The following is a 24,252-nucleotide window of genomic DNA, read 5'->3' as shown; positions in this document are numbered from 1 at the left end:
GGCCTATGGACAGCGCCCCGTGGAGCCGCCCCCCAACGCCGTCGTGCAGCCTCCCCCCAACGCCGTCGCGCAGGGCGTCCTGTCCGCCTATGACGATCGCCTGGTCGTCCTGCGCGCCGAGGCCGGCGCGCTCGAGCGCCGGTCGAGGACGTTCTCGCTGCTGCGCGGGGCCTCGTTCGTGGCCGCGGCCGTGGCCGGGGGGTACGCGCTCTTCGGCGACGTGCCGCGGTGGGTCGCGTACGCCGCCGGGGCGGTGACCGCGGTGTTCCTCGGGCTGCTCGTGGCGCACGCGCGCCTCGTCACCCGGATGACGGAGCTCGAGCAGCGCATCGGCCTCTACGTGCGCGGCAAGCGGCGCGTCGCCGGCGATTTCGCCGATTTCCCCGAGCGGGGCGACCGCTTCGGCGCGGCGGACCACGACTACGCGGGCGATCTCGACGTGTTCGGGCAGGCGTCGCTGTTCCAGCTGCTCGACGTGGCCCAGACCGGCGAGGGCGAGGCCACGCTCGCGGCCTGGCTCACGGAGCCCTCTCCCGCGGCCGGCGTGGCGGCGCGGCAGGAGGCGGTGCGCGAGCTCGCCGGCCTCGGCGCGTTCCGGGAGGATCTCGCCGTGGTGGGCATCCAGGCGGGGGCGCGCGGCCGCGAGGCCGGGCCGCTGATCGCGTGGGCCGAGGCGCCCCCGTCGCTGCTCGGCGCCGAGGCGCGCGCCGGCGGCCTGCCGACGAGCGCGCTCCTGACCGCGGCGAAGGTGCTCGTGCCGCTGACGCTCGCGCTGCTCGCGGCGCCGCAGATCGTCCCGGCGGAGCAGCTCGGGCTGCTCCGCCACGCCTGGCTCCTGCCGTTCGCTGCCCAGCTCCTCGTGCTGCTCCTCCTGCGGCCCGCGATCGAGCCGATCCTCACCGCGGCGTCGTCGCGCGAGGCGCCGTTCGCGCGGTACCGGCCGCTCCTCGCGCGCATCGAGCAGCAGGCGTTCTCGTCGGCGCTCCTGAGCGAGCTCAAGGCCGAGCTCGCCGGCCCCTCGGGGGCGCTCGCCTCGCGCGAGATGACCGCGCTCGAGACGCGGGTGGGCTACTCGGACCTGCGTCACAGCGGGCTCATCCATCTCGTCGCCGACATCTTCCTGCTCTGGGACGTGTGGTGCGCGCTCGCCCTGGAGCGGTGGAAGCTGCGCGCGGGCCGGCACGTCAAGGCGTGGATGCGGACGCTCGGGCATGTCGAGGCGCTCGCGAGCCTCGGGACGTTCGCGCACGAGAACCCCGACTACGCCTACCCCGAGGTGAAGGACGGCGAGCCGCGCTTCACGGCGACGGGGCTCGGCCACCCGCTCCTGCCGCGCGACCGCCGGGTGACGAACGACGTCTCGCTGGAGGGCGCGGGCGCCGCGCTGCTCGTGACGGGCTCGAACATGTCGGGCAAGAGCACGCTGCTGCGCGCGATCGGGGTGAACGCCGTGCTCGCCCTCGCGGGCGCGCCGGTCTGCGCGTCGTCGCTGTCGCTGTCGCCGGTCCGCGTCCGGACGAGCATGCGGATCAAGGACTCGCTCGAGCAAGGCGTCTCGCACTTCTACGCCGAGCTGACCCGCCTGAAGCGCGTCGTCGACGGCGTGAACGGCGGCGAGCCGGTGCTGTTCCTGCTCGACGAGATCCTCCACGGAACGAACGCGCGCGAGCGCCAGATCGGCGCCAGGGCGGTCGTGAGGCACATCGTGGAGCGGGGGGCCATCGGCGCGGTGTCGTCCCACGACATGGGGATCTCCGTGCTGGAGCAGGAGACCGCGGGCCGCGTGCGCAACATGCACTTCGAGGAGCTCGTGGTCGAGGATCGGATGACCTTCGACTACAAGCTGAAGCCCGGCGTCGTGACGAGCGCGAACGCGCTGCGGCTGATGAAGATCGTGGGGATCGATCTCGACTTCTCGGAGGGCGAGCGCGCGCCGGCGACGGCCGCCGCTCCCGAGATGGCGGCGCGGGAATAAGCGCGGCGCGCGGCCGCGTTGGGGGCGCCATGCTCTTTCTGCCTTCCTCCTGCCTCGCGCGGCGCGCCGTCGCGGCCGCGCGTCCCCTCCTCGGCTGCGCTCTCCCGGCGCTCCTCGCCGCGGCGAGCGCCTGCACCACGGCGCCGCCGCCGCCAGCGCCACCTCCGCCGCCGCCGCCGGGCAGCGAGGCGACGCCGCCGCCCGCCGCGCCGGGGCAGGGCGCGCCGGCGGCGGACGCGGCCGCCGCGGCGCCCGCGGCGAGGACCGAGGTCGACGAGGGCGGGGCGGCGCTCCTCCGCGCGGAGGGCGTGGACGGCGCGTTCGTCCTCCTCGACGCCGCGCGGGGCGTCACCCGCGTCGTGAACCCGGATCGCGCGGCGGCGCGGTACGTCCCCGCCTCGACCTTCAAGATCCCGAACACGCTCATCGGCCTGGAGACCGGGGTCATCCCGGATGAGCGCTTCTCGCTGCGGTGGGACGGCGTGAAGCGCAGCATCCCCGACTGGAGCCGCGATCACGATCTCGCGTCGGCGATGAAGCACTCGGTCTTCTGGTTCTACCAGGAGGTCGCGCGCCGGATCGGGCCCGAGCGCATGAAGGCGCACCTCGACGCGTTCGGCTACGGCAACCGCGACATCTCGGGCGGCATCGACAGGTTCTGGCTGACCGGAGGGCTCCGCATCTCGCCGCACGAGCAGATCGACTTCCTGCGGCGGCTCCACGCCGGCACGTTGCCCTGCGCGGCGAGGAGCCTGGACATCGTGAAGCGGCTCATCGTGCTGGAGCAGACGCCGGCCTACACGCTGCGCGGCAAGACGGGGCTGGAGGTCGACGAGCGATCGACCACCGGCTGGCTGGTCGGTTACGTCGAGCGCGGGGCGGACACCTACGTCTACGCGACCGTGCTCCTCGGCAAGCGCAGCGACAGCAAGCGGATCATGCCGCTACGTCACAGCCTGACCCGTACCCTGCTCAAGCGGCACGGCGCGCTCCCCGAGGACGCCTGACGCGGGCGGCGCGCCGGGAGCCGCCGGCGCCGGCCCACCGGCGCCCGCTGGCCTCGCGAGCGCCTCCCGCGCGAACGCGGCGACCCGCTCGGCGAAGCGGCGCGGCTCGTCGACGTGCGGGCAGTGGCCGACGCCTTCGGGCTCCTCGATCTCCGCGTGCGGCGGGAGGTGCCGCCGGTAGTACTCGAGGTTGCCGCCCGGCATGAGGCGGTCCGAGCGGCCCCAGATCAGCAGGATCGGCATCGACAGGGACCGCAGCTGCTCGGGCGTGAACGCGTGATCGCACCGGGTCGAGCTCGTGAAGGAGACGATGGTCTCGCGCGAGAACATCCGCACGACGTCGCCGGCGACCAGCGGCGTGAACCACGGCACGCGGTGGTAGAGGCGCGCGAAGAACGCGTGCGCGTCGGCCCGCGACCGCAGCTTGAACGTGCCGAGCAGCTGCGCGAGCTCGCTCTGCTCCATGCAGGCGCCGGCCGGCGACGCGAGCACCAGCGCGCGCACGCGGTCCGGGGAGCTCAGGGCGTAGCTCACCGCGACCGCGCCGCCGAGGGAGTTGCCGACGACGACGGCCGGCTCGTCGAGCTCGCGGTCGAGCAGCTCGTTCATGGCGGTGGTGAGGCACTCCGGCGTGAACGCCGACGCGGGCGTCGCGCTCCACCCGTGCCCCGGCGCCTCCGCGGCGATGACGCGGCGGGCGCGCCGCCGCAGGCGCTGGAGCACCGGCGCGTACGGGAGCGCCGAGGAGCCGATGCCGTGGAGCAGGACCACGGTCGGGAGCGGGCCCGTGCCCGGAGCATCGTAGAGGTGCAGCCGGCAGACCGACGTGTCGACCCAGCGGCTCTGCACCCCGGATCGGTTCAGCGCCCTCTTGGCGAGTCGCTCGGCGAGCGGGAGGATGCCCATACGCCGGGAATAGCAGATCGGGAGGGTCCCCGCGCGGGCGGAGGCGCGGGCGGGCGCGCGGAACGGAGCCGCCCGCGCCTCCGCCCGCGCGGGCAGCGGGCAGCGCAGCGCGCGGCCGGGAGCGCGCCCGATTTCCGTTGAGCTCCATGGAGATCCGCGCAACATCTCCGTCGTGCGATCGCTGCTCCTCGCCGCCGCCTTCTCCCTTGTCGCGTGCTCGCGCCCCGAGCCGCCGACGCTCAGGCCCGAGGTCGCTGCGGTGACCGCCGTCACCGCCCAGGGCATCGATCTCCGGGTCCAGATCCAGGCGTACAACCCGAACAGCATCGATCTCATGACGCGCTCGATGAAGGCGACCGTGCTGCTCGACGGCAAGATCGACGTCGGCACGGTCACCGTGCCCACGCCGCTCAAGCTGGTCGCGAAGAAGTGGACGCGGATCGAGGCGCCGCTCTCGGTGAAGTGGCAGGATCTCACAAGCATCGCCGCGCTGGCGGCGCAGGGCCGGGGTGTGCCGTATCAGGTGAACGGCACCGTCGCGATCGGCGGGGAGACGCTCAACGTGGACTTACCGTTCCACCTCGCGGGGACGATCACGCAGGAGCAGCTCGTCACGGTGATCGGGAACTCGCTGCCGGGCCTGCCCCTCCCCGGCCTGCGCTGAGGCGTCCGTGCCCGTCGACGAGGCCATCGATCCACAGCGCTCGCGGTCGCTCGATGAGCCCGTGCTCGCCGCCGGGTAGCGCAGCCCCATGTCCGGCGGCCTGATCTTCCACGACGGCGGCGGCGGGTCCGTCGCGCGCTGCGGGCGCTGCGGCGCCGAGGCGGCGGGGCCGTGCGCGCGCTGCCACGCGCCCGTGTGCGGCGACTGCTGCGTGCTCACCGAGGGCGGCGCGCGCGTCTGGGCGATCTGCCTCGCGTGCGAGGATCGCGGCGGCCGCTCGCTCCGCCGGGGCTGGGCGACGGTCCTCGGGTGGATCGCGCTGCCGATCGCGGCGCTCGCGCTGCTCGTCGGGTTGCTCGAGTGGCTGCGCAGGTGATGCTGCGCAGGGGATGGTAGAGAGCGGAGGCGTCATGTTCAGCGTGAAGCAGATCGAAGGAGCGATCCCCACCGTGGAGCTCGCCGACAGCGGCGCATCGAGCCGCGCCGTGCTCGCGCCGTCGCGCGGTGGGATCCTGACGGAGCTGACCCTCGGCGGGCGCGAGCTGCTCTACCTCGATCGCGCCACCTTCGAGGATCGCAGCGCCAACGTGCGCGGCGGCAACCCCGTGCTCTTCCCTTCCCCGGGCAAGCTCGCCGGCGACGCCTGGTCGTCCTCCGGCGCGCACGGCCAGATGCGGCAGCACGGCTTCGCCCGCACCCTGCCCTGGTCGCTCGACGACCACGGGACCGCCGCGCCCGGCGGCGCCTATGCCCGGCTCGCGCTGCGCTCCAGCGAGGCGACGCGCGCGCAGTACCCCTGGGATTTCCGCGCCGAGCTCGCTTACACGCTGCGCGGCACGGCGCTCCGGATCGATGTCCGCGTGACCAACGAGAGCGACGAAGGCGCGCCGCCGATGCCCTTCGGGCTCGGGTTCCACCCCTACTTCGCCGTCTCCCAGGCCGACAAGCCCGGGGCCTCGATCGAGACGCGGGCGACGCGCGCGTTCGACAACACAACGAAGCAGGAAGTGCCCTTCTCCGGCCTCGATCTGACCCGGCCCGAGGTCGATCTCCACCTGCTCGACCACGGCTCGACCGAGAGCGCGCTGTCGATCGAGGCCCCCCCGGCCGCGCGCATCGCGGTCCGCGGCTCGCCCGAGTTCACCCACTGGGTCGTGTGGACCCTGCAAGGCAAGGACTTCGTCTGCCTCGAACCCTGGACCTGCCCCGGCGACGCCCTCAACACCGGAGAGCGCCTGATCCACCTGCCGTCGCGGCAGACGCGGGCGCTGTGGATCGAGCTCTCCACCTGAAGCGCCCGCGGCCGCGCCTCCTCCGCAACCCCCCACTCGACCTTCGTGAAGGGCCGGCGGCCCGAGCGGCGTCCGCTCCGCTGAGCTCGGAAGCTTCGCGGTTGACGGCGGGACGGAAACGTCATGGAATTCCGGCCATGACTTCAACAGCCCACCTTATCGCACATCGTACCCTTCTTGCTCGCTGCCGAGCGCTGCTCGGGCGGCGGCCGCGCTTCCTGCTTTCCGCCTTGCCCGCCGCCGCGCTGGCCGTGACCGTCACGACGGGCGCCTCGGCGGCGCCGGTCTGGACCGGAGACTTCGAGACGGGCGACCTGTCCCAGTGGACAACGGCGCTGAACGGCGAGCGCATCTCGGTGGTGACGTCGCCCGTCCTGCAGGGCACGCGGGCCGGGCAGATCCAGCTCACAAACGACGCCGTGTGGCCCAACAACGGCATCAAACGCGTCGAGCTGAACCACAAGCCCGCCGCCGGGCGCACGGCCGAGGGCGACGATACGTATTTCGCCTGGAGCTTCTATCTCCCCGAGGCGCTCGCGGCGGACCCGCCGACGCAGATCGGGTACTGGGAGTCCGACCAGACCTACAATCAGGTGATGTCGTTCGAGGTCGTGGGACAGAAGATCAGCTTCGCCACCCGCAAGCCCGCGAACAAGGTGCACTGGGAGGCGGCTTCCGCGGTGACGCCCGGCGTGTGGCACCGCATCGCGCTGCACATCAAGTGGTCGACGAACCCGAGCCAGGGCTCCGTCGACGTGTGGTTCGACGGCGAGCAGGTCGTCACCGGGGGCCAGGCGCAGACCCTCGCCGACGGCAACGCGCACTTCACGCAGATCGGCCTGCTGCGCAACCCGGCCGAGTTCACGGACCGCCCCATCATCGTCCTCGATGACGCCGTGGAGGGGGACACCCTCGAGGACGTCCGTCCCGCGCTGCCCTCCTCCGGGGAAGGCGGCGCCGGGGGCGCGGGCGGCGGGGGGACGGGCGGGAACGAGAGCGCGGGCGGCGCCGGCGGCGCGGGCGGCGCGACGAGCGGCAGCGGCGGCGCAGGCGGCGGCGACGCGAGCGGCTCCGTCACGTCGACCTCCGCGGGCGCGACCTCCGGTGCCGGCGGCGCGGGGACCGGCGGCGCCGACGAGGGCGCGGACGAGGAGGGCGACGACGGCGGCTGCAGCTGCCGCGCCGCCGGCTCGCCGGCGGCCCCCGCGCCGCTGGCCGTCGCCGGGCTCGTCGTCGCGCTCGCGTTCGCGCGGCGGCGCGAGCGGCGCTGAGCCGGCGCGAGCGGCGCTGAGCCGGCGCGAGCGGCGCTGAGCCGGCGCGAGCGGCGCCGCGCGGGCCACGAGCTCGGCCGCGCCACACAAAATTGATTTTCGAATCAATTTTATTTATCCACACATTGACATTGTTGATCCAGGGGCGATACTAACCTCGTCCCGTGGCAAGATTTGTCGTTCGATGCCCGAGCTGCGACGGCGAGCTGCGCGCGACGCGGCTCGGCTGCCAGGCCTGTGGAACCAACCTGGATGGTCAGTTCGAGATCCCGGCGCTGCTCCAGCTGTCGCCGGACGATCTCGCCTTCGTGACCGCCTTCGTGCGGTCGTCGGGGAGCCTGAAGGCGATGTCTCAGCTTCTTCAGATCAGCTACCCGACGGTGCGCAACCGGCTCGATGAGATCATCGGCCGGCTGGAAGCGCTGGAGCAGGACGTTCAGCAGCGCCGGCACGAGATCCTGGATGCGCTCGAGCATGGCCGGCTCTCCGCGAAGGAGGCGGAGGAGGCGCTGAGAAAGGTGGGGCTATGATGATGACCACGCCCGACGAGAGGGTGCGCGCGCTCGTGCGCGACCACGTGATCAAGCCTGCGGAGGGCGAGCGGCTGCTGGCGACGCTGTCGCCGCGGCCTCCCCGGACCGGATGGCGGCTCGCGCTGAATCCTTTCGAGCGCTTCGGCGGGGGAACGGCGGCCGTGGCAGGGCTGGCCGTCGCCGCGCTGAGCGTCGCCATCACGAGGCTCGGCGTTCGCTTCGACGGCTTCCTCGATCTGCACACGGCGTCTCGGGTCATCCCGTACACAACGGCGCTCCTGGAGCAGGTCGTCGTGTGGCCCCTGCCCGCCCTGCTCTTCTGGGCGTACGCGCGGCTCCTGCGGTGCCGCGTGCGGATCGTCGATTTCCTCGGCGTGACCGGGCTCTCGCGCGCGCCGCTCGCGCTCGCGGCGATCGCGCTCGGCCTGCTCGCCCCGGAGCTGCCAGCGGGCGTGCCCACGCTCACGCCCGAGCTGGCCGTCTTCGCCGTCCTGGCCACGCTGTGCCTCGTCTGGTTCCTGACGCTCCTGACCCAGGGCTTCAAGAACGCCTCCGGGCTGCGGGGCGCTCGGCTGATTGCAGGGCTCATCGGCCTCGTGCTCGTCTCGGAGATCGTCTCGAAGGTCGCGCTCGCGCACCTCGGCTGACTCCATCCATTCCGTCGCGCGCCGCCCGGTTCACGCGGCGCGCGCCCAGCACTGCTCGCTCGGCCGCGAGGGCGCACCGGTGCGCCCTCGCGGCGCGGCTCTCTCCCTTGCTTCTCGGAGGATCGTCATGTCACTGCGCTCGAATCTCCCGGTCCCGGCGCGCCGCGCCGTGTTCTCTCTCTCGTGTGCGGCCGCGCTCGCGTGCTCGCCCTTCGGCGCAGGCTGCAGAGCCGGAGAGGGCGAGTCGTCTCCCGGCGGAAGCGGCGCGCTCCCGGGCGCGACAGACCCGGCGCCGAACGCGCCGAACGCGCCGACGTGTCCGGAGGCCGCCAGCGTCGATATCCTTGTGGAGAACGCGCGCGGCACGCTGTCGGGCACGCTCGAGGTGCCGGCCGGGTGCGGGCCTTTCCCCTCGGTGGTGATCCTCCCTGGCTCGGGGCCGACCGATCGGGACGGCAACCAGGCCGCCGGGGGCATCCTTTCGGACATGTACAAGCTCCTCGCGGAAGGCCTCCGGGACAGGGGCATCGCGTCGATCCGCTACGACAAGGCCGGGATCGGCGGGAGCGTCTCCGCCGCGCCCCGCGCCGAGCAGGAGATGCGCTTCGAGATGGGCGCCGACGACGCGGGCCTGTGGGTGAAGGCGCTCCGCGACGACGGGCGGTTCACGACGATCACGGTCGTGGGGCACAGCGAGGGCTCGTTGCTCGGAATGCTTGTCGCCCAGGCGGCTGAGATCGATGGCTACGTCTCGATCGCCGGCGCGGGCCTGCCCATCGGCGATGTGCTGCGCGCTCAGCTCGCCGGCCTGCCGGACGAGGATCGCGAGAAGGGGTACGCGATCCTCGACCGGCTCGAGAAGGGCGAGCTCGTGGAGGATGTCCCGCAAACGGAGCTGTTCCTGAGCCTGTTTCGCCCGAGCGTGCAGCCGTACATCATCTCCTGGATGAAGCTCGACCCCGCGGTGGAGCTCAAGGCCGTGACCGCGCCGGTCCTCCTGCTGCAAGGGACGACCGATATCCAGGTCCAGGTGCAGGACGCCGAGCGGCTCGCCGGCGCGCGGCCGGACGCGGAGCTCGTCCTCATCGAGGGGATGAGCCACACGCTCAAGGAAGCGACGCTCTCGAATGCGTCGCAGAACGCGGCGTATACCGATCCGAACCTGCCCGTCGTTCCGCGCGTGCTCGACGAGATCGAAGCGTTCCTGCCGGCGGGGTGACGCGGCGTGCCCGCTCGATCAGCGACTGGCAACAACGCGCCTCGAGCGTGTTACCGTCCGGATCCTGGAAGTAGAACCAGCGCACGGACGGATCCTCCAGCCACAGGACGACAGGAGCCACGTGAAGCGCCGTGGCGAGGAGAATGCTACCGCGGGGCCGACGGAGCTCTGCTCAGCCCAGGAGAGCCCGCAGCGCACCCCATCGGTCGCGAGCGTGGACGCGCGCGCCTGCTCGACTGCCGCGCACGCCGTCCAGAAAGAATGGAAAGAGGAGCCGTCGCGTGCTCCTCGGCTGACTCGGATTACCCTGGGCGCACGACCATGCGCGCCCTCGTCCTGAAAGCCACGAAGAGCCCGCTCGTGCTGGAGGATCGGCCCGCCCCGCGGCCAGGGCCCGGTGAGGTGCTGCTCCGCGTGCGCGCCTGCGCCGTGTGCCGCACCGATCTGCACGTGGTCGACGGTGAGCTGCCGGAGGCCAGGCTGCCGCTCGTGCCAGGGCACCAGATCGTCGGCGAGGTCATCGAGGAGGTGCCCGCGCCCGGCGAAGCGCCGCGGTTCACGCCGGGCGCGCGCGTGGGCGTGCCCTGGCTCGGGTGGACCTGCGGCGCGTGCGCGTATTGCCGCGCGGGGCGGGAAAACCTCTGCGACCGGGCGCGCTTCACCGGATACCAGATCGACGGCGGCTATGCGGAGCTCGCTGTAGCGGACGCGCGCTTCTGCTTCCCTGTCCCCGCGGGCCTCCAGGACCTCGCGGCCGCGCCGCTGCTCTGCGCCGGGCTCATCGGGTACCGGACGCTGCGCATGGCGGGGGACGCGGAGCGGATCGGGATCTACGGGTTCGGCGCCGCCGCCCACCTCGTGGCGCAGGTGGCCCGCTTCGAGGGGCGGCGCATCTTCGGCTTCGTCCGGCCGGGCGACGACGCGGCGCGGGCGTTCGCGCTGGCGATGGGGGCCGAATGGGCGGGCTCTTCCACCGACGCGCCGCCCGAGGAGCTCGACGCGGCGCTGATCTTCGCCCCGGCCGGCGAGCTCGTGCCAGCCGCGCTGCGCGCCGTGCGCAAGGGCGGCACCGTGGTGTGCGGCGGAATCCACATGAGCGATATCCCCTCCTTCCCCTATTCGATCCTGTGGGGCGAGCGGGTGCTGCGCTCGGTGGCGAACCTGACACGCAGGGACGGCGAGGAGTTCCTCGCGCTCGCGCCGAGAGTCCCGCTGCGGACGGAGGTAAACGTCTACCCGCTGGAGGCGGCCAACGACGCGCTCGACGATCTTCGGAACGGCCGCTTTTCCGGGGCAGCCGTGCTCGTGCCGTCGTGAATGCGGAGGAGCCGGCGGGCGGGGACCGCCCCGCGCCGCGCTTCGCATCGTCGCACGACGAGATCTTCCACGTAAACTGTCGAGCTCTTCGCGCAGCCCAGCAACTCTTCCCTGGCCGGACTTCTGGCGGGCGGAGCTACGGGACCTGCGTCGCCCGAGCGATGATCTCCTTGACCACCAGCAGCATCTGGCTCGTCTCGGCGTGCTGCGCCCCCTCGGCGAAGTATGCCTGGAGCCTCTCCGAGCCCGCCCGGATCCGGTCGCTCTCCTCGCGAACCACGACGCGGAAGATCGGCCGCTCCGCGGTGCCCGTGAGGTCGACGCTCCCGTCGGTGGGCAGCGCGTCGCTCCGGTAGATCGCGATCCGCTCGTCCCCGAACAGCTCGCGAAGGCCCGCGAGCTGCTCGACGCTGAGCTCTCCGCGGAGCGACGTCTGCCCCTCGTGGCCCTCGAACGTGCCGCTCAGCTCGATCCAGAGGACGGTCTCCTCGCCTGCGCCGCGGTACATCTCGAGCTGGGCCCAGGGCGCCGGCGGGATATCGGAGCCCGGATGACCAGCGCACCCGGCGACGCACAGCGCGCCCCACAGGAAGCCGGCGAGCGCCGCCCGCCTAGCACGTGATGATCTTGCTGCCATTGCTCGTGATGTTGAAGCAGGGGTCGACGTCGAACATCGTGTTCAGGATCCGGTTCGCCTCGTCTCGCGCGAAGGCCTTCATCGTCGACGAGCTGTGCTGCGCGTCGGCCTCGAAAGCATACCACCAGAGCCAGAGGACCTGGTAGCCGGCCGCGCCTCTCCCGCTGGGCGACCCGATCCCCGAGCACCCGTCCATGTACTTCTCGTCGCACGAGTCGCTCTTCGCGGGACACGCATTGCTGCCATCGTTGCCGCTGTGGCCGCACCAGTCCGCGTGGCGCGCCTCGTGAACCAGCGTCCCGGCGCGCTCCACGACGTTCTCGTCGTAGAAGAACGGGATGTAGAGATCCGTGTAGTTGTCGATGATCGGCCCCCAGGTCGTGTGCGCTCGCTTCGACCCGTCCCCGCACCGCGCGTCCAGCTCGTCGAACTCGCGAATGGTGTAATTGCCGGCCCATCGCAGGAAGTTGCCGCTGAAATCGTTCGTCTTGAGCGCCTCGTTCGGCGACGCGTAGTTGACGAGCTGGATCGCCTGGAACGTGCGCGCCAGCGGCCTCCTCCGGTCGCAGGCGGCCTCCCAGCCGAAGCCGTTATCCCAGTCCCCCTTGTCGAAGTCGTACGCATCCCAGTAGAAGTCGATCCACGGCTGCGTGCACCAGAAGCCCTGCATCACCCCGGGATCGGTCGACCTGACCGTGTCGCAGGTGTCGGCGCGGGCCTCGGAGGCGAGACCGAGGAGCAAGCAAGACGCAAGAATGGCGCTGATCGTGTTTCTCATGGTCAATCCCCTCATCGAGCGGTGGACGGCGTGTCGGTCCGAGGCGTCACCTTGAATTTCCGATCCCCGGGCTTGTCCGGCTGCGCCGGTCGACCGAGGTTCGGGTTGTAATCTTTTGCATCGGCGACGTCCTCCGCGAGCGCCTTCCGCGCATCGACCAGCTCGATCCCGCCGACGTCGATCCCGAGCGCGTAGAGGCTCGCCGCCGCCGGGGTGCGCAGGAGGTCGCCGGCGGAGTGAATGGCCTTCAGCTCGTCCGCGGCGTGGAGGCGCTCGAGCCCGACGATCGCACGCAGGCGAACGCGGTATTCATCCGCGAAGAGGTGCTCGTCCTTGCCGGGCTCGGGGAGCGGGCTCTTGGCGATGGCGTTCAGCGGGTCGATGCCGTCGCGGAAGCCGAGGAGGCCCAGGAGATGAGCCGCCCGCCAGCGCATCTCGCCAGGCCTCGCCGACACCTTGGGGTCCGGCGGAGCTGACACCGACCACTCTTTATAGACGCCCACGACCACCGGGACGACCGCCGGGCCCACGGCCACGAGCTCCCGGAGCGACGCGTCGAACTCGGCGTCATTGCCGAACTCCCCCATGAGCGCCAGCTGCCTGTTCACCATCGCCTGGATGCAGTCCTTGCCGCATTCGATGGCTTGCGAATCGACCGCCGTGTCCTCCGGCGCGTCCTTCTCGGCGGGCGCGGCGCAGCCCGCGGACAGGGCGACGCAGAGGAGTATCATCGAATTTCTGATGGAGACCGACGACATGCTTCACCTCGGATTGTGTTCGTGCGAGGGCGAGCCTCGCCCCCTCGACTGCACGCTCGGCCGCAGCGCCTCGACGCCGTCAGCTCTGCGCGCTGGTTTCACGCGCGTGAGATGTGGATGCTGGGCAGGCGCTCTTCCCATCCCTCGACTCGAGATGGGAATCGTTCGACAGCGCCAGCGCGCTGCTCCGTCTCTCAATCCCTCGGTTGCAGTTGCAACCCTCGATCCATGCGCTGCGAGCGCGGCGGGTCGGCCGGGCGGGGCGTCGCCGGCGGCCGCGGTCTCCACGGAATGACCTGAAATTCGGGGCGATCGCTCGCGGAGCGAGCGCCGGATCGAACATGCCCAGACGCCTGCTGGAATGCCAGAGACGCCGGGTCGGAGGCCGTGGCCTGGAGGTCGCGGCCGCCAGGTGGAGGCTCACCCCGCCAGCGGACCGGGGGGAAGCGGCGCGCGAGGGGAAGGCCGGGCGGCTCGTGAGGTGCCGACGGTTTCGGAGGCGGACGTCCGCCGTGGCGACTACACCCGCGCCGTCTCCTCGAGCTCCTTCCCGCGCGTCTCCGGCAGGAGCCACAGGATGAGCGCCAGCGCGATCACCGGGAAGATCGCCGTCGCGGACACCGCCCGCCCCCAGCCCATCTGCTCCGCGGCGACGCCCACGCCGATGGGAGAGAGGATGTAGCCGATCCGGCCGAGCAGGTTGTTGGACCAGGCGAGCGCGTCGGCCCGGAGGTGCGTCGGAAAGAGCTCGGAGTTGTACGCGTTCAGCACCGGCAGCACGCCGCTCGCGCCGAAGATGGCGAAGACCAGCGCGACCGTGAGCCCGGCGCGCGAGCCCAGCGAGTAGGCGCCGAGCACGCCGGCCGCCGCCAGCACATAGATGATCACCGCGCCCGCGCGGCGGCCCATCACGTCGAGCAGCTTGCCCGAGGCGAAGATGAGCGGCATCGAGACCACCGCGGCGAACGTGATGCTGGCGCCCACCTCGGCGTCGCTGAAGCCGCGCTCCCGGATCGCGAACGTCTTCCAGAACGTCACCGCGTTCTGCGTGCAAACGTACGTCAGCCCCCAGATGAGGGCGAGCTGCAGCATCCGCCCGCGGTGCGGTGAGCGCCAGATGCGCATGAGCGGCTGCGCGCCCTCCCCCTCCCGCGCGGCCGCCGCCTGCTCGAACCGCGCCGTCTCCCGCAGGCCGCGCCGGACCACCGCCATCACCAGGAGCGGGATCCCGCCGACGAAATAGACGCTGCGCCAGCCGTACGAGGTCGAGAGGAGCAGCGGCACGACCCCGGCGCACACGATGGAACCCAGGCTCGAGAACGCCTGGATGACGCCGATCACCATGCCGCGCCGGTCGCTCGGGTACTCCTCGGCGGCGTACACCATGCTGACCGCCCACTCGCCGATGAGGAAGATGCGCGCGAGGAGCTGGAGGACGGCAAAGACATAGACGTTCGGCGCGAGCCCCGTGAGCACGGAGAAGAGCGTGTAGCCCAGGATCGTGATCGTGAGCACCCGCCGCCGGCCCCACTGGTCCGCCTTGCGCACGAGCAGGTACGCGATCATCGTGCCCGAGTTGATGACCCCGACGAGGAGCCCCTCGTGGCGGGCCGCGAGGCCCATCTCCGCGCCGATGTTCGGCAAGATCTGCGTGAGCGCCAGGTAGTCGTAGCCCTCGAAGAACGAGGCCACGCTGAGGAACCAGAACAGCCGCCGCTGGTACGGCGTGAACGGCGTCTTCGGGGGCTGGGCAGCGGTCGTCATATCACCTGTTCCCTCCGAGCGGGCGCTCGTAGACGCGATAACGCCGGTAGATGGCGCACCCGGCCGACTCCACGATATGCCGCATCGGGGCGTTGTCCTCGTGGATCAACGAGGCCTCGAGCCGCTCGTACCCGGCCGCCCGCAGGCCGTCCACCACGCGCTGCACGAGGAGCGCGTGAAGGCCCGTCGACCGGAACGCCGGCACGACGCCGATCAGCTTGAAGCTGGCCGTCCGGACGCGGCGGAGCGCCCAGGCGACGCGCGCCCACCCGAGCGGCAGGAGCCGCCCGCGCGCCGCGGCGAACGCCTCGTTCAGCTCGGGGAGGCACACGGCGAACGCCGCGGGCTCGCCGCGCACCGTCGCGATCTGCAAGAGGCGCGGGCCCGCCAGCAGCACGAACGCGCGACCCAGGCTCACGAGCTCGGCGCGCGACATCGGGACGACCTCCGGCACGCCGCGGTACGCGTCGGTGAAGACGGCGTGGGCGATCTCCATGTCGCGGGAGATGCGGTGAGCCGCCGCGCTGCGCACCTCGAGGCCAGGAAGGCTCACCGACGCGGCCTTCCGGCGCAGGACCTCGGGGAGCTCCCGGGGGCGGCCCGCGGCGTCGACGAGCGGGGTGTCGTAGGCGAGCATGTCATAGCGCTTCGAGAACCCCTCGGCCTCGACGAGCTCGCGGTAATATGGCGGGTGATGGCCCGCGAGCATCGGCGGCCGGGAGCCGTACCCCTCGACGAGGAGCCCGATGTCCTCCACCCGCGTCACGTTGCGCGGGCCCCGCAGCGAGGTCGCGCCGAGCGCCCGCGCGCGCTCGCTCACCGCGCCGAAGAGCGCCCGCGCCGCCTCGGGATCGCGCTCGCACTCGAAGAAGCCGAAGAACGCCGTGCGCTCGCCGCCATGGCGGTCGTGGCGCCCGTCGACGAGGAGCGAGAGCGTCCCGACCGTCTCGCGCCCGCGCCGCGCACGGAAGAAACGGAGGTTCGCCTCGCGGAAGAAGGGGTTCTTCGGGTCGAGCCGCCGCAAGACGAGCGGGCGGAGGGGCGGCACGTAGCCCGGATCGGCCGCGTGGAGGCGCAGCGGCAGGTCGAGGATCTCGGTGAGATCCGCGGCGCTCCTCGCCTCCTCGATGGTGATCGACATCGAGGCGCTCAGTACCCCGCGAGCCGCTTGAACCGGAAATACAGCGGCGTGGGGCTGTTCTCGTGCTTCTCCTTGAGCGGGCCGCACATGAGCGGCAGGTACATCACGCGCCGCTGGCTCGCGTCGCCCGTGGCCGTGGCCTGCGCGACCCGGTGCCAGATGCGGCCGTCGTGGATCGTGAGGTCGCCCGCCTCGGCCTCGAGCGCGTACTCGTCCGGGTCGGGCCGGTGGTCGAGGAAATACGCCTTGCGGGTGAGCATCGCGAAGAGGCCCTGGCGGTGCGACGACGGGATCAGCCGCACGCCGCCCTTCGAGATGGGCGAGTCGTCGAGATAGAAGCCGACGTTCAGGTAGCGGCGCGGCTTCTCGAGATAGAACACGTCGCGCAGGCTGTCCGTGTGCCAGCCGAGGCGCTGGTACGTCGACCCCTCCTCGTGACGATAATGGTTGATGACGAGCCCGTCGCGCTCCCGCTCGGCGATCCGGTAGCCAGGCCCGGCGACGTCGAGGATCGCGCCGAACCGCGGGTCGCGCAGGAACGCGCGGAGGCGCTCGCCGAAGAGCGACGCGAACACCATGCGCTGGATGGTGCGCGACCCGTCCTTCCTGGTGCCGAGGATGAGCGGGACGCCGTTGATGTGCGTCCTCCCCTCCTCGATGAGCCGGCGATCGATGGCCTCCACCTCCTCGACGAGCGAGCGCACCGTGTCGCGGCCGACGAAGCCCCGGAAGCGGATGAACCCGTGGGTGTCGAGGAAATCCCGCTGCTCGGCCGTGAGCGCGTCGCCCAGCGTGAAGTCCGGCAGCCGGATACGGCGGTTGGCCGGAGGCAGGTCGGCGGCGGGCTGCGGGGCGTGCACTGAAGCGTCTCCTTCCCGGGTCACTGGCCCGGGTCCACTAGCGCAGCCGGACCGCGGCGGGAACAGCCGCCGCCGGGAGCCCCCGCCGGCGCGGAATCTGCACCTCGGCGCACGGCTTGCAACGTTGCGACATCGAGGGCCGCCTCGGCGCCGCGCTCCCGGCGCCGGGCCCTCGTGCCGAGCCCGCACGCCGCCCACCGCGCCGCCGGGCTGTCGACCATCGGCCCTGCCGGCGCTCGGTGGCACCTGCCTTGCAAACCGGCGCAGCGACCGATATGACCGAGCCGCCGGAGCCCGTGACCGAGAAGCAACAGCAAGGCGAGCCGCAGAAGACCCTGATCCGCGAGAGAGCGCGCCGCTCGCGCGCCTTCACCTGGGGCTTGCCGCTCGTGCTGTGCGCGGCGGTCGGCGCGGCGGTCGGGCTCGGCGGCTACACGTTCATCTACGCAAAGGGCGCCTCGTACCTGCAGGACGACCCGGCGGCGTGCGCCAACTGCCATATCATGAACGAGCAGTTCGCCGGGTGGCAGCGCTCGAGCCACCGCGCTGTGGCAGGATGCAACGATTGTCACGCGCCCCACACGTTCCTGGGCAAATATGCCACCAAGGCGTCGAACGGGTTCTGGCACTCCTTCGGCTTCACCACGGGTCGCTTCCCGGACCCGATCCGGATCAAGCCCAGCAATCTGCGCATCACGGAGGAGGCCTGTCGCGGGTGTCACGGAGACGTCGTGCACGCGATCGACAGCGAGCACCGCGGCGCGCCCCGGCTCTCGTGCGTGCGCTGCCATGAATCGGTGGGTCACCTTCACTGAGGTGCGCCCGCCGCACGAGGGATGGAGACGATGACGGAGCCCAAGGACGAAGGATCCACGACAAAGCGCCCGCCGCAGCCGGCGCTCCGGCGCTACCTGCCGCTCATCACGATCGCCGCGGCGGCCGCGACCGCCGGGCTCGCGGCGCTGCTCGTGAACATCTTCGAGCACAAGCAGGAGGCGAAGAACCCGTTCTATCGTGTCGTCGAGCTTGACGATACGATAGATGACCCCGCGATCTGGGGGAAGAACTTCCCCATCCAGTACGACAGCTACCGGCGCACGGTCGACCAGAAGCGCACGCGCTTCGGCGGGAGCGAGGCCGTGCCGCGCACGCCGACAGAGGCCGATCCGCGCAGCGTGGTCGCGCAGTCGAAGCTCGAGGAGGACGGGCGGCTGAAGACGATGTGGGCCGGTTACGCCTTCTCGCGCGACTTCCGCGAGGAGCGCGGCCACGCCTACATGCTCGAGGACCAGGTGTACACCGAGCGGCAGGCCGCGACGAAGCAGCCGGGCACCTGCATCCACTGCCACGCGTCCGTGTACGTGCCGTACAAGAAGCTCGGCGGCGGCGACCTCATGCGCGGGTGGGAGGCGATGAACCAGATGCCGTTCCCCGAGGCGCGCAAGCTCGTGACGCACCCGGTCTCGTGCATCGATTGCCACGATCCGGAGTCGATGCAGCTCAGGGTGACGCGGCCCGGGTTCCTCGAGGGCATCCGCGCGCTCAAGGCGTCGATGGGCGAGAAGGACTACGACGTCAACACGATGGCCACGCGCCAGGAGATGCGCTCGTACGTCTGCGGCCAGTGCCACGTGGAGTATCACTTCAAGGGCCCGGAGAAGCGCCTCGTGTACCCGTGGGCGAAGGGCATCAAGGTCGACGAGATCTATGCCTATTACGAGGAGACGGGCTTCTCGGACTGGACGCACGCCGAGTCGGGCGCGAAGGTGCTGAAGGCGCAGCACCCCGAGTTCGAGATGTGGAATCAGGGCGTCCACGCCCGCTCCGGCGTGGCCTGCGCGGACTGCCACATGCCGTACCAGCGCGTGGGGGCGGCGAAGGTGACCGATCACCACATCCAGAGCCCGCTCCTCAACATCAACCGCGCGTGCCAGACGTGCCACAAGTGGCCCGAGGACGAGCTCCGGCAGCGCGTGGAGACGATCCAGGAGCGCCACTTCGAGACGCGCAACCGGGCGATGGACGCCGTGACCGCGCTGATCGGCGATATCCGACGCGCGAGGGAGGCGGGCATGACGGACGAGGCGCTCGCGGACGCGCGCGCGGCGCAGCGGAAGTGCCAGTTCTTCGTCGACTTCGCCGAGGCCGAGAACTCGTCCGGCTTCCACGCGCCCCAGGAGGCGATGCGCATCCTCGCGTCCGCCATCGACACCTGCCGCCGCGGCCAGCTCGCGCTGCGCGACGGCGCCCCGGCCGGGGCGATCGCGGCGCCGGCGGGCGCGGAGGCGGACGCGGGATCGGCGACGCCGGGCGACCCCGCTGCGGCGGACGCCGGGGGCCGCTGAGCCCTCGTCACACGAGACACGAGCTCTCGCAGGTACGCTGGTCGCGCGGAAGGAGTGAGGACGAAGAGCGCCTCACCGCCGAGCGGGCTCTCCTCGAAACATCCTCCGGGCCGGCGAGCTGGACCTTGATTCCATGGCTCCAGCGGAGCGTACTTGTGTCCCTCCATGCATCTGAAGCGGCTCGATTCAAATGACCATCTCGTCACGAGATAGTGCTTGGATCCTCCAGTTGAGATCCGTACGGTGGCGGCGGAAAGGGATGACACCATGGCAACATGCCGCAATCGTTCGAGCGCCGCCGCTGGATGTGCCGTCTTTGCGCTGCTCGCCGCGTCGTGCGCGTCCGGAGATGCGGGCGCGCCGGCAGCTGAGGTGATCCACGTCTCGCACGTGGGCAAGGACACGGTCGGCACGTTCCTCAACCGGCTCGCGACCGAGGCTGGCCAGGTCGTCGTGACCCGCGCCGCCGTCGAGGACGCCTGGCAGAGCGTCGCGCTGAAGGAAGAGCGCGATTCGTCGCTGCACGTCGTCGAAGGGCCGCTGCCCGCCGCGGCGCTCCCGGGAGAACGCGCGCGCGTCGGCGGGCTCGCCGTCGTCGCCATCCCCGCAGGCCACGAGCCCCACGACTGGCTCGGCTCGCACCGATACCACGCAGAGCCGATCGCGGAGACCGAAGTGGTCCTGTCGCACACGCGCAGCCGGCAGGGAGCCCCCGCCCCGGCCGGGAGGCGCGCGGCGCTCGCTGGCGCCGCCGCCGACCTCCAGATCGACGCCGAGTTCCTCGAGGCGCGCCTCAAGGAGCTCTCCGGCGCCGTGCCCGTGACCCTCGGCGGCCGCTCGGTCGTCCTCCGCGAGCGCGGCTCCGAGAGCGGGCGCTCCATGGCCCGAACCTGGCTGCGCCAGCAGTACGAGGCGCTGGGGTTCACCGTGCGAGAGCACCCCTATCGAAGCGGCTGGAGCCAGGGGGTCAACGTGACGGCGGACAAGCCCGGCGCCGATCCGTCACGCGTCCTCATCCTCTCGGCCCACTACGACTCGGTCAACAACGCCGGCGCCGACGACGACGGCTCCGGCATCGTGTCGTCGCTCGCCATCGCCCGCGCGCTGAAGGACGCACGCCTGAGCATCGGGCTCCGCGTCGTCGCCTTCGATCAGGAAGAGAACGGCCTCCTCGGCTCGAAGGCCTATGCGCGCATGCTCGACCAGAACGGGCAGCTGGAGCAGGTCGTCGGCGTCCTGGATCTCGAAATGACCGGATACGACGCCAACGACGATGGGCACTATCACGTCATCCATTGCAACGAGAACACGTCGTCCGAGCTGGCCGCCCGGGTCGAGGCGGCCGCGACGCGCGGTGAGCTCGGCCTGATCCGGACGGACGCCTGCACCAACCGCAGCGATCACGCGGCGTTCTGGCGCTACGGAGCGCCGGCCGTGGCCGTGTCACAGGACTTCTTCGGCGACGACGGGAACCCCTGCTACCACAAGCGCTGCGACACGGTCGATCAGCTCAACTGGGACTACATGCGGCGGCTGACCCAGGCCGTCGGCGTCGCCGCGGCCGATCTGCTGATCGAGTAGCATGAGACCGCCGCGCAGCGAGGCTCATCCCCGATGGGCCCGTGATGCGCGAGCGCCCCACGGCGGGCAAAAAAAACAGAGCGCCCGCTCGACGGCAGGGGGGGAAAGCCATCACGGGCGCTCTGCTCTGTCCACATTAGCAGGATGCGGGCCAGGATGTTCCTGGCGCATTTCGCGGGATCGTCCGCGTGGGAACCGCTCGCGGTCTTTCACTCCTGAGATCTGCGCTTGCAAAGGTGGCAGGTCGGCAGCTCCCCGGGAAGGGCGTTGCCACGGCGACGCTAGGGTGCAGGCGCCGCGGCGGCGGCGCCCGGCCGGCTCGCGTACAGCGCGAGGTGCTCGTAGGCGATTGTCGCGCCGGCCAGCGCCGTGATGCCCGCGATGTCGTAGGCCGGCGCGACCTCGACGACGTCCGCGCCGACGACATCCACGCCCGCTATCCCGCGCAGGATCTCGAGGGCGGTCGCGGTGCTGAGCCCGCCGCAAACGGGGGTGCCCGTGCCCGGCGCAAAGCAGGGATCCAGGCAGTCCACGTCGAACGTCACATAGACCTTGCGCCCCTGGACCACCTCCAGGACGCGCTGGGCCACGGCCGCGGCGCCGTTCCGGTGGACCCAGGGCGCGTCGAGGATCTGGAATCCATGCGGCTCCGGATTGTAGGTGCGGATCCCGATCTGCACCGAATGGGCCGGATCGACGATGCCTTCCCGGGCGGCGTGGAAGAACATCGTGCCGTGGTCGATCCTCCCCCCGTCGTCACCGACGCTCCAGGTGTCCGAGTGGGCGTCGAAGTGGATCAGCGAGAGCGTGCCGTGCTGCTTGTGCAGCGCCCTCAGCACGGGCAGCGTGACGAAATGGTCGCCGCCGATCGACAGCGGCGCGGCCCCGCCGCGGAGGATCCCCGCGATGTGCGCCTCGATTGCGGCAGGGATCTCCATCGGCCTGCCGAAATCCCACTGGCAGTCGCCGTAGTCGACGATCGCCAGCCGATCGAGCGGGCTGACCTTGCAGCCGTACGGGGGGGCCCAGGCAAGCATGGCGGACGCCTCCCGCACGGCGCGCGGGCCGAAGCGCGCGCCGGAGCGCTGCGTGGTCGCCGTGTCGAGCGGCAGCCCCGTCACCGCGACGTCCACCCCTGTCAGATCGCGCGAGTACTTCCGGCGCAGGAACGACAGCGCGCCCGCGTAGAACGGCTCGTACGAGACGCCGGTGAGGCCCTCGGCCGTGAACGCATGATCGCCGCGCGCGCTATCCTCCATCTTGACTCGCTCCCATCTCCGGATGAACCACCGCCGAGAGGTACCATGCTCCGCGCGGCGGGATCCGGGAACCTCGCGGGCGCCGGCCGGCGGCGGCGCGGTACGCCCGGCGGAACTGCCCTGTCCGCCTGCTCGTCTTCATGTCCGCGTCAACCGGTGGATCGCGGCGGCGAGCGACTGGAAGATGGCGATGCCGTGCAGCTCGATCCCGAGGCTGACCATGCGCTGCGCCATCGTGGGCCCCACGCCGACGAGGCTCACGCGGGCTCCGAGCAGCCGCGTCGCCTGCGCCGTCTGCACCAGGGCCGCCGCGGTCGCCTCGTCGACGAGCGGCACGCCGGTCACGTCGAGCAGCACCCACCGGGCCCCCTCGCGCGCGACGCCCGAGAGCACGGCCTCCAGGATCTGCTGCGCCCTCGCCCCGTCGATCGCGCCTATCAGCGAGATGAGCAGCACCCCGGGCAAGAGCGGGATGACCGGACAGCCGAGCTCCCGCACCGTGCTCGCGAGCGCGCGCTCGCGCTCGTAGGCGGCGGCCAGCATGTCGCGCTCCGCCTGCAGCGCGGCCTCCATGTCATGACGCTCGAAGGCCGCGACGAGGAGCGACACCCACATGGTCAGCGGCCGGAGGTTGTCGGCGAAGCTCTCGGTGTGCAGCCCGCCGAGCACCAGCATCCCCCAGTCGCGCTGCGCGCTCACGATCGGGACCATCACGAGGTACCCACTCGGCTCGTCCGGCAAGGCGGCCTCGAACAGATCGAGCGGCGGAAAGGCGTCCGACGGGCACCGGCGCCCCACGAGCGCGGCCACGTCCGGATCGGCCGTATGCACGCTGTCGATGACGAGCTCGGGCCCACCCGGGCCCGGTTCGCTCGCCCAGACCGCGACGCACCCGAAGCGCACGCTCGTGTGCCGCAGCCACCCGAGGCGCTCGTCGCTCCAGCTCTGCCTGGACGCGAGCAGGCCGCCCATGTCCATGTTGGCGCGGACCAGCCGCTCGAGGCTCCTCACCCCGCGCCGCTCCCACGCCGCGAGCGCCCGCTGCTGCGCGAGGCGCACGCGGTCGAGGAACGCCTCCGTCCGGCGCGCCGCGTCCGGCCCCGTCGCGCTCGCGAGCTGCTGCGCGGCGGTCAGATGGATCTGCTCCACGACATCGAGGAGCACCTCGATCCGGCTGTCGCTGTGCGCGACAGCGACGCCGAAGGCGCGCTCGAGCGCCCCCACCTCCGGCAGCTCCGCCCCGGCGAGCACGGCGCCGAGGTGCCGCGCGATGACCTCGGCCCCGGGCCAGACGAGGGGCGCCTCTCCGGGCGGCGAGTGCGACGGCCCCTCGACGAGTCGGCTCATCCGGCGGGCCAGGTCGCGCTGCCAGTCGCCCCGCTCCCCGCCGAGCTCCGGCGACGACGGCCGGGGCTCCCACGCAGGGCTGCCGCACGAGCGCCGCCGCACCAGCTCGGCGGGGACCCGCGTCACGAGCTGCTCGGGAGCGCGGCCGGCGATGACATCGGCGAGCCGCTCGACGGCCGTCCTCCCGAGCAGCTCCGGGCTCTGCCGCATCGTCGTGAGCGGAGGATCGCAGTACTGGGCGGCGCAGATGTCGTCGAACCCCACCACGGCGATGTCCTCGGGCACGCGGTAGCCGCGCGCCCGGATCGCCTTGACGGCGCCGATCGCCATCTCGTCGTTGCCCGCCACGATCGCGTCGCAGAACCTGCCGTCGCGCTCGAGGAACGCCCCGAGGCGCCGCTCGGTGTACCTGTTCGTGCAGTCGTCGAAGCTGGAGAGCAGGTTGAGGCCGGCGTCGAGCCCGCGCGCGCGGAGCGCCTCGTCGAACGCCGCGCCCCGCTCGATGAAGTCGCCGGAGGACGACTTGCCGATGTAGGCGATCCGGCGGTGGCCGAGGCCGACGAGGTGCTCGATCATCCCGTGGATCGAGGCGTGGTTCTCGGCCCGCACGACCGGACAGCGCGCGTCGAGCGCAGGCGCGCAGAAGATCACGGCCGGCGCCCCGCCCGCCAGGAGCTCCTCCAGGCCGTCGATGGTGTACATCGTGATCCAGCCGGCGATCTGGCGAAGGCCCACCCCGCGCTCGACGATGGACCGAGGCGACCCCTGGCTCAGGAGGAGCTGATAACCGCGCTCGCGCGCGGCGCGGTGCATGCCAGCGAGCGCCATGGCATCGAAGGAGTTGTCCAGGAAGACCGAGGCGACCCCGATGACATTCGAGGTGCGCTGACCGACATGCCTCGTGCTCATCCCCTTCGTGCCCTCCCCTCCCGCCGGCGAGCCTACCCCCCC

At 71.7% G+C, this 24,252-nt stretch carries 22 protein-coding genes; 13 read left to right on the top strand and 9 right to left on the bottom strand.

Going from position 1 to position 24,252, the window contains the following annotated elements; genetic code table 11:
• Positions 1-19: 19 nt before the first annotated feature.
• Both WMF28_RS07290 and WMF28_RS07285 read left to right on the top strand, forming a co-directional pair.
• Positions 20-1,975, top strand: a complete 1,956-nt coding sequence (locus WMF28_RS07290; RefSeq protein ID WP_437601364.1) for a MutS-related protein — start codon at positions 20-22, stop codon at positions 1,973-1,975.
• Positions 1,976-2,004: 29 nt separating this feature from the next.
• Positions 2,005-2,982 carry a penicillin-binding transpeptidase domain-containing protein gene (locus WMF28_RS07285; RefSeq protein ID WP_437601363.1) on the top strand — a complete coding sequence of 326 codons (978 nt, stop codon included), beginning with the start codon at positions 2,005-2,007 and terminating at the stop codon, positions 2,980-2,982.
• Here WMF28_RS07285 and WMF28_RS07280 read toward each other — a convergent pair.
• A complete protein-coding gene (locus WMF28_RS07280; RefSeq protein ID WP_437601362.1) occupies positions 2,920-3,888 on the bottom strand; it encodes an alpha/beta fold hydrolase in 969 nt (322 codons plus the stop codon). The two genes, WMF28_RS07285 and WMF28_RS07280, sit on opposite strands and share 63 nt — an antisense overlap.
• Positions 3,889-4,060: 172 nt before the next feature.
• Here WMF28_RS07280 and WMF28_RS07275 point away from each other — a divergent pair, with 172 nt between their 5' ends.
• The 8 genes from WMF28_RS07275 to WMF28_RS07240 all read left to right on the top strand — a co-directional run bounded on the left by WMF28_RS07275 (position 4,061) and on the right by WMF28_RS07240 (position 10,831).
• A complete protein-coding gene (locus WMF28_RS07275) occupies positions 4,061-4,552 on the top strand; it encodes an LEA type 2 family protein (RefSeq protein WP_437601361.1) in 492 nt (163 codons plus the stop codon).
• Between the two features lie 88 nt (positions 4,553-4,640).
• Positions 4,641-4,928 carry a hypothetical protein gene (locus WMF28_RS07270; RefSeq protein ID WP_437487923.1) on the top strand — a complete coding sequence of 96 codons (288 nt, stop codon included), beginning with the start codon at positions 4,641-4,643 and terminating at the stop codon, positions 4,926-4,928.
• Between the two features lie 34 nt (positions 4,929-4,962).
• Positions 4,963-5,844, top strand: a complete 882-nt coding sequence (locus WMF28_RS07265; RefSeq protein ID WP_437601360.1) for a galactose mutarotase — start codon at positions 4,963-4,965, stop codon at positions 5,842-5,844.
• A gap of 230 nt (positions 5,845-6,074) precedes the next feature.
• Positions 6,075-7,115 carry a polysaccharide lyase gene (locus WMF28_RS07260; protein WP_437601358.1) on the top strand — a complete coding sequence of 347 codons (1,041 nt, stop codon included), beginning with the start codon at positions 6,075-6,077 and terminating at the stop codon, positions 7,113-7,115.
• A gap of 164 nt (positions 7,116-7,279) precedes the next feature.
• Positions 7,280-7,645, top strand: a complete 366-nt coding sequence (locus WMF28_RS07255) for a DUF2089 domain-containing protein (protein ID WP_437578986.1) — start codon at positions 7,280-7,282, stop codon at positions 7,643-7,645.
• The gene (locus tag WMF28_RS07250; protein WP_437601357.1) at positions 7,642-8,295 is read left to right on the top strand and encodes a YIP1 family protein; all 654 of its coding nucleotides are present in this window, start codon (positions 7,642-7,644) and stop codon (positions 8,293-8,295) included. Before WMF28_RS07255 ends, WMF28_RS07250 begins: the two co-directional genes overlap by 4 nt.
• Positions 8,296-8,422: 127 nt before the next feature.
• On the top strand, positions 8,423-9,514 hold the full coding sequence (locus WMF28_RS07245; protein ID WP_437601355.1) for an alpha/beta hydrolase: 1,092 nt from the start codon (positions 8,423-8,425) through the stop codon (positions 9,512-9,514).
• Positions 9,515-9,835: 321 nt separating this feature from the next.
• The gene (locus WMF28_RS07240) at positions 9,836-10,831 is read left to right on the top strand and encodes a zinc-dependent alcohol dehydrogenase family protein (RefSeq protein ID WP_437601354.1); all 996 of its coding nucleotides are present in this window, start codon (positions 9,836-9,838) and stop codon (positions 10,829-10,831) included.
• Positions 10,832-10,967: 136 nt separating this feature from the next.
• Here WMF28_RS07240 and WMF28_RS07235 read toward each other — a convergent pair whose 3' ends face one another.
• The 6 genes from WMF28_RS07235 to WMF28_RS07210 form a co-directional block, all read right to left on the bottom strand.
• On the bottom strand, positions 10,968-11,468 hold the full coding sequence (locus WMF28_RS07235) for a hypothetical protein (protein ID WP_437601353.1): 501 nt from the start codon (positions 11,466-11,468) through the stop codon (positions 10,968-10,970).
• Entirely contained in the window at positions 11,443-12,246 is an 804-nt protein-coding gene (locus WMF28_RS07230; RefSeq protein WP_437601352.1) for a hypothetical protein, read from the bottom strand. Before WMF28_RS07230 ends, WMF28_RS07235 begins: the two co-directional genes overlap by 26 nt.
• A gap of 11 nt (positions 12,247-12,257) precedes the next feature.
• Positions 12,258-12,977: a hypothetical protein gene (locus tag WMF28_RS07225; RefSeq protein WP_437601351.1), complete on the bottom strand. Its 720-nt coding sequence runs from the start codon at positions 12,975-12,977 to the stop codon at positions 12,258-12,260.
• A 546-nt stretch (positions 12,978-13,523) separates the two neighbouring features.
• Positions 13,524-14,768 (bottom strand): MFS transporter, encoded by a 1,245-nt coding sequence (locus WMF28_RS07220; RefSeq protein ID WP_437601350.1) that lies wholly within the window; start codon positions 14,766-14,768, stop codon positions 13,524-13,526.
• 1 nt (position 14,769) lies between these two features.
• On the bottom strand, positions 14,770-15,909 hold the full coding sequence (locus WMF28_RS07215) for a hypothetical protein (protein WP_437601349.1): 1,140 nt from the start codon (positions 15,907-15,909) through the stop codon (positions 14,770-14,772).
• 8 nt (positions 15,910-15,917) lie between these two features.
• A complete protein-coding gene (locus WMF28_RS07210; RefSeq protein WP_437601348.1) occupies positions 15,918-16,769 on the bottom strand; it encodes a phytanoyl-CoA dioxygenase family protein in 852 nt (283 codons plus the stop codon).
• A 275-nt stretch (positions 16,770-17,044) separates the two neighbouring features.
• Between WMF28_RS07210 and nrfH the strand changes: the two genes are divergently transcribed.
• The 3 genes from nrfH (at position 17,045) to WMF28_RS07195 (ending at position 20,695) form a co-directional block, all read left to right on the top strand.
• Complete coding sequence (nrfH, locus tag WMF28_RS07205; RefSeq protein ID WP_437601347.1) at positions 17,045-17,584, top strand: cytochrome c nitrite reductase small subunit; 540 nt, start codon at positions 17,045-17,047, stop codon at positions 17,582-17,584.
• Between the two features lie 30 nt (positions 17,585-17,614).
• Positions 17,615-19,114 (top strand): ammonia-forming cytochrome c nitrite reductase subunit c552, encoded by a 1,500-nt coding sequence (locus tag WMF28_RS07200; RefSeq protein ID WP_437601345.1) that lies wholly within the window; start codon positions 17,615-17,617, stop codon positions 19,112-19,114.
• Between the two features lie 267 nt (positions 19,115-19,381).
• Positions 19,382-20,695, top strand: coding sequence for a M28 family metallopeptidase (locus WMF28_RS07195; RefSeq protein WP_437601344.1), 1,314 nt, complete (start codon positions 19,382-19,384; stop codon positions 20,693-20,695).
• Between the two features lie 281 nt (positions 20,696-20,976).
• On the opposite strand, the gene speB is transcribed toward WMF28_RS07195, so the two are convergent.
• Both speB and WMF28_RS07185 read right to left on the bottom strand, forming a co-directional pair.
• Complete coding sequence (speB, locus tag WMF28_RS07190) at positions 20,977-21,954, bottom strand: agmatinase (RefSeq protein ID WP_437601342.1); 978 nt, start codon at positions 21,952-21,954, stop codon at positions 20,977-20,979.
• A 138-nt stretch (positions 21,955-22,092) separates the two neighbouring features.
• Positions 22,093-24,210 carry a substrate-binding domain-containing protein gene (locus tag WMF28_RS07185; RefSeq protein WP_437601341.1) on the bottom strand — a complete coding sequence of 706 codons (2,118 nt, stop codon included), beginning with the start codon at positions 24,208-24,210 and terminating at the stop codon, positions 22,093-22,095.
• Positions 24,211-24,252 lie beyond the last annotated feature (42 nt).

Origin of the sequence: Sorangium sp. So ce590, assembly GCF_051521365.1 — a bacterium.
Taxonomy (GTDB): Bacteria; Myxococcota_A; Polyangia; order Polyangiales; family Polyangiaceae; genus Sorangium.
The sequence above is the reverse complement of the archived record's forward strand: the minus strand, read 5'-3'. Positions and strand labels throughout refer to the sequence as shown.

Bases quoted from the DNA above. Each gene is read 5' to 3' on its own strand.
- nrfH (WP_437601347.1), top strand. From the start codon at position 17,045: ATGACCGAGCCGCCGGAGCCCGTGACCGAGAAGCAACAGCAAGGCGAG.
- WMF28_RS07240 (WP_437601354.1), top strand. From the start codon at position 9,836: ATGCGCGCCCTCGTCCTGAAAGCCACGAAGAGCCCGCTCGTGCTGGAG.
- WMF28_RS07265 (WP_437601360.1), top strand. From the start codon at position 4,963: ATGTTCAGCGTGAAGCAGATCGAAGGAGCGATCCCCACCGTGGAGCTC.
- WMF28_RS07220 (WP_437601350.1), bottom strand. From the start codon at position 14,768: ATGACGACCGCTGCCCAGCCCCCGAAGACGCCGTTCACGCCGTACCAG.
- WMF28_RS07230 (WP_437601352.1), bottom strand. From the start codon at position 12,246: ATGAGAAACACGATCAGCGCCATTCTTGCGTCTTGCTTGCTCCTCGGT.
- WMF28_RS07185 (WP_437601341.1), bottom strand. From the start codon at position 24,210: ATGAGCACGAGGCATGTCGGTCAGCGCACCTCGAATGTCATCGGGGTC.
- WMF28_RS07270 (WP_437487923.1), top strand. From the start codon at position 4,641: ATGTCCGGCGGCCTGATCTTCCACGACGGCGGCGGCGGGTCCGTCGCG.
- WMF28_RS07225 (WP_437601351.1), bottom strand. From the start codon at position 12,977: ATGATACTCCTCTGCGTCGCCCTGTCCGCGGGCTGCGCCGCGCCCGCC.
- WMF28_RS07245 (WP_437601355.1), top strand. From the start codon at position 8,423: ATGTCACTGCGCTCGAATCTCCCGGTCCCGGCGCGCCGCGCCGTGTTC.
- WMF28_RS07195 (WP_437601344.1), top strand. From the start codon at position 19,382: ATGGCAACATGCCGCAATCGTTCGAGCGCCGCCGCTGGATGTGCCGTC.
- WMF28_RS07235 (WP_437601353.1), bottom strand. From the start codon at position 11,468: ATGGCAGCAAGATCATCACGTGCTAGGCGGGCGGCGCTCGCCGGCTTC.
- WMF28_RS07200 (WP_437601345.1), top strand. From the start codon at position 17,615: ATGACGGAGCCCAAGGACGAAGGATCCACGACAAAGCGCCCGCCGCAG.
- WMF28_RS07280 (WP_437601362.1), bottom strand. From the start codon at position 3,888: ATGGGCATCCTCCCGCTCGCCGAGCGACTCGCCAAGAGGGCGCTGAAC.
- WMF28_RS07215 (WP_437601349.1), bottom strand. From the start codon at position 15,909: ATGTCGATCACCATCGAGGAGGCGAGGAGCGCCGCGGATCTCACCGAG.
- WMF28_RS07250 (WP_437601357.1), top strand. From the start codon at position 7,642: ATGATGATGACCACGCCCGACGAGAGGGTGCGCGCGCTCGTGCGCGAC.
- WMF28_RS07285 (WP_437601363.1), top strand. From the start codon at position 2,005: ATGCTCTTTCTGCCTTCCTCCTGCCTCGCGCGGCGCGCCGTCGCGGCC.
- speB (WP_437601342.1), bottom strand. From the start codon at position 21,954: ATGGAGGATAGCGCGCGCGGCGATCATGCGTTCACGGCCGAGGGCCTC.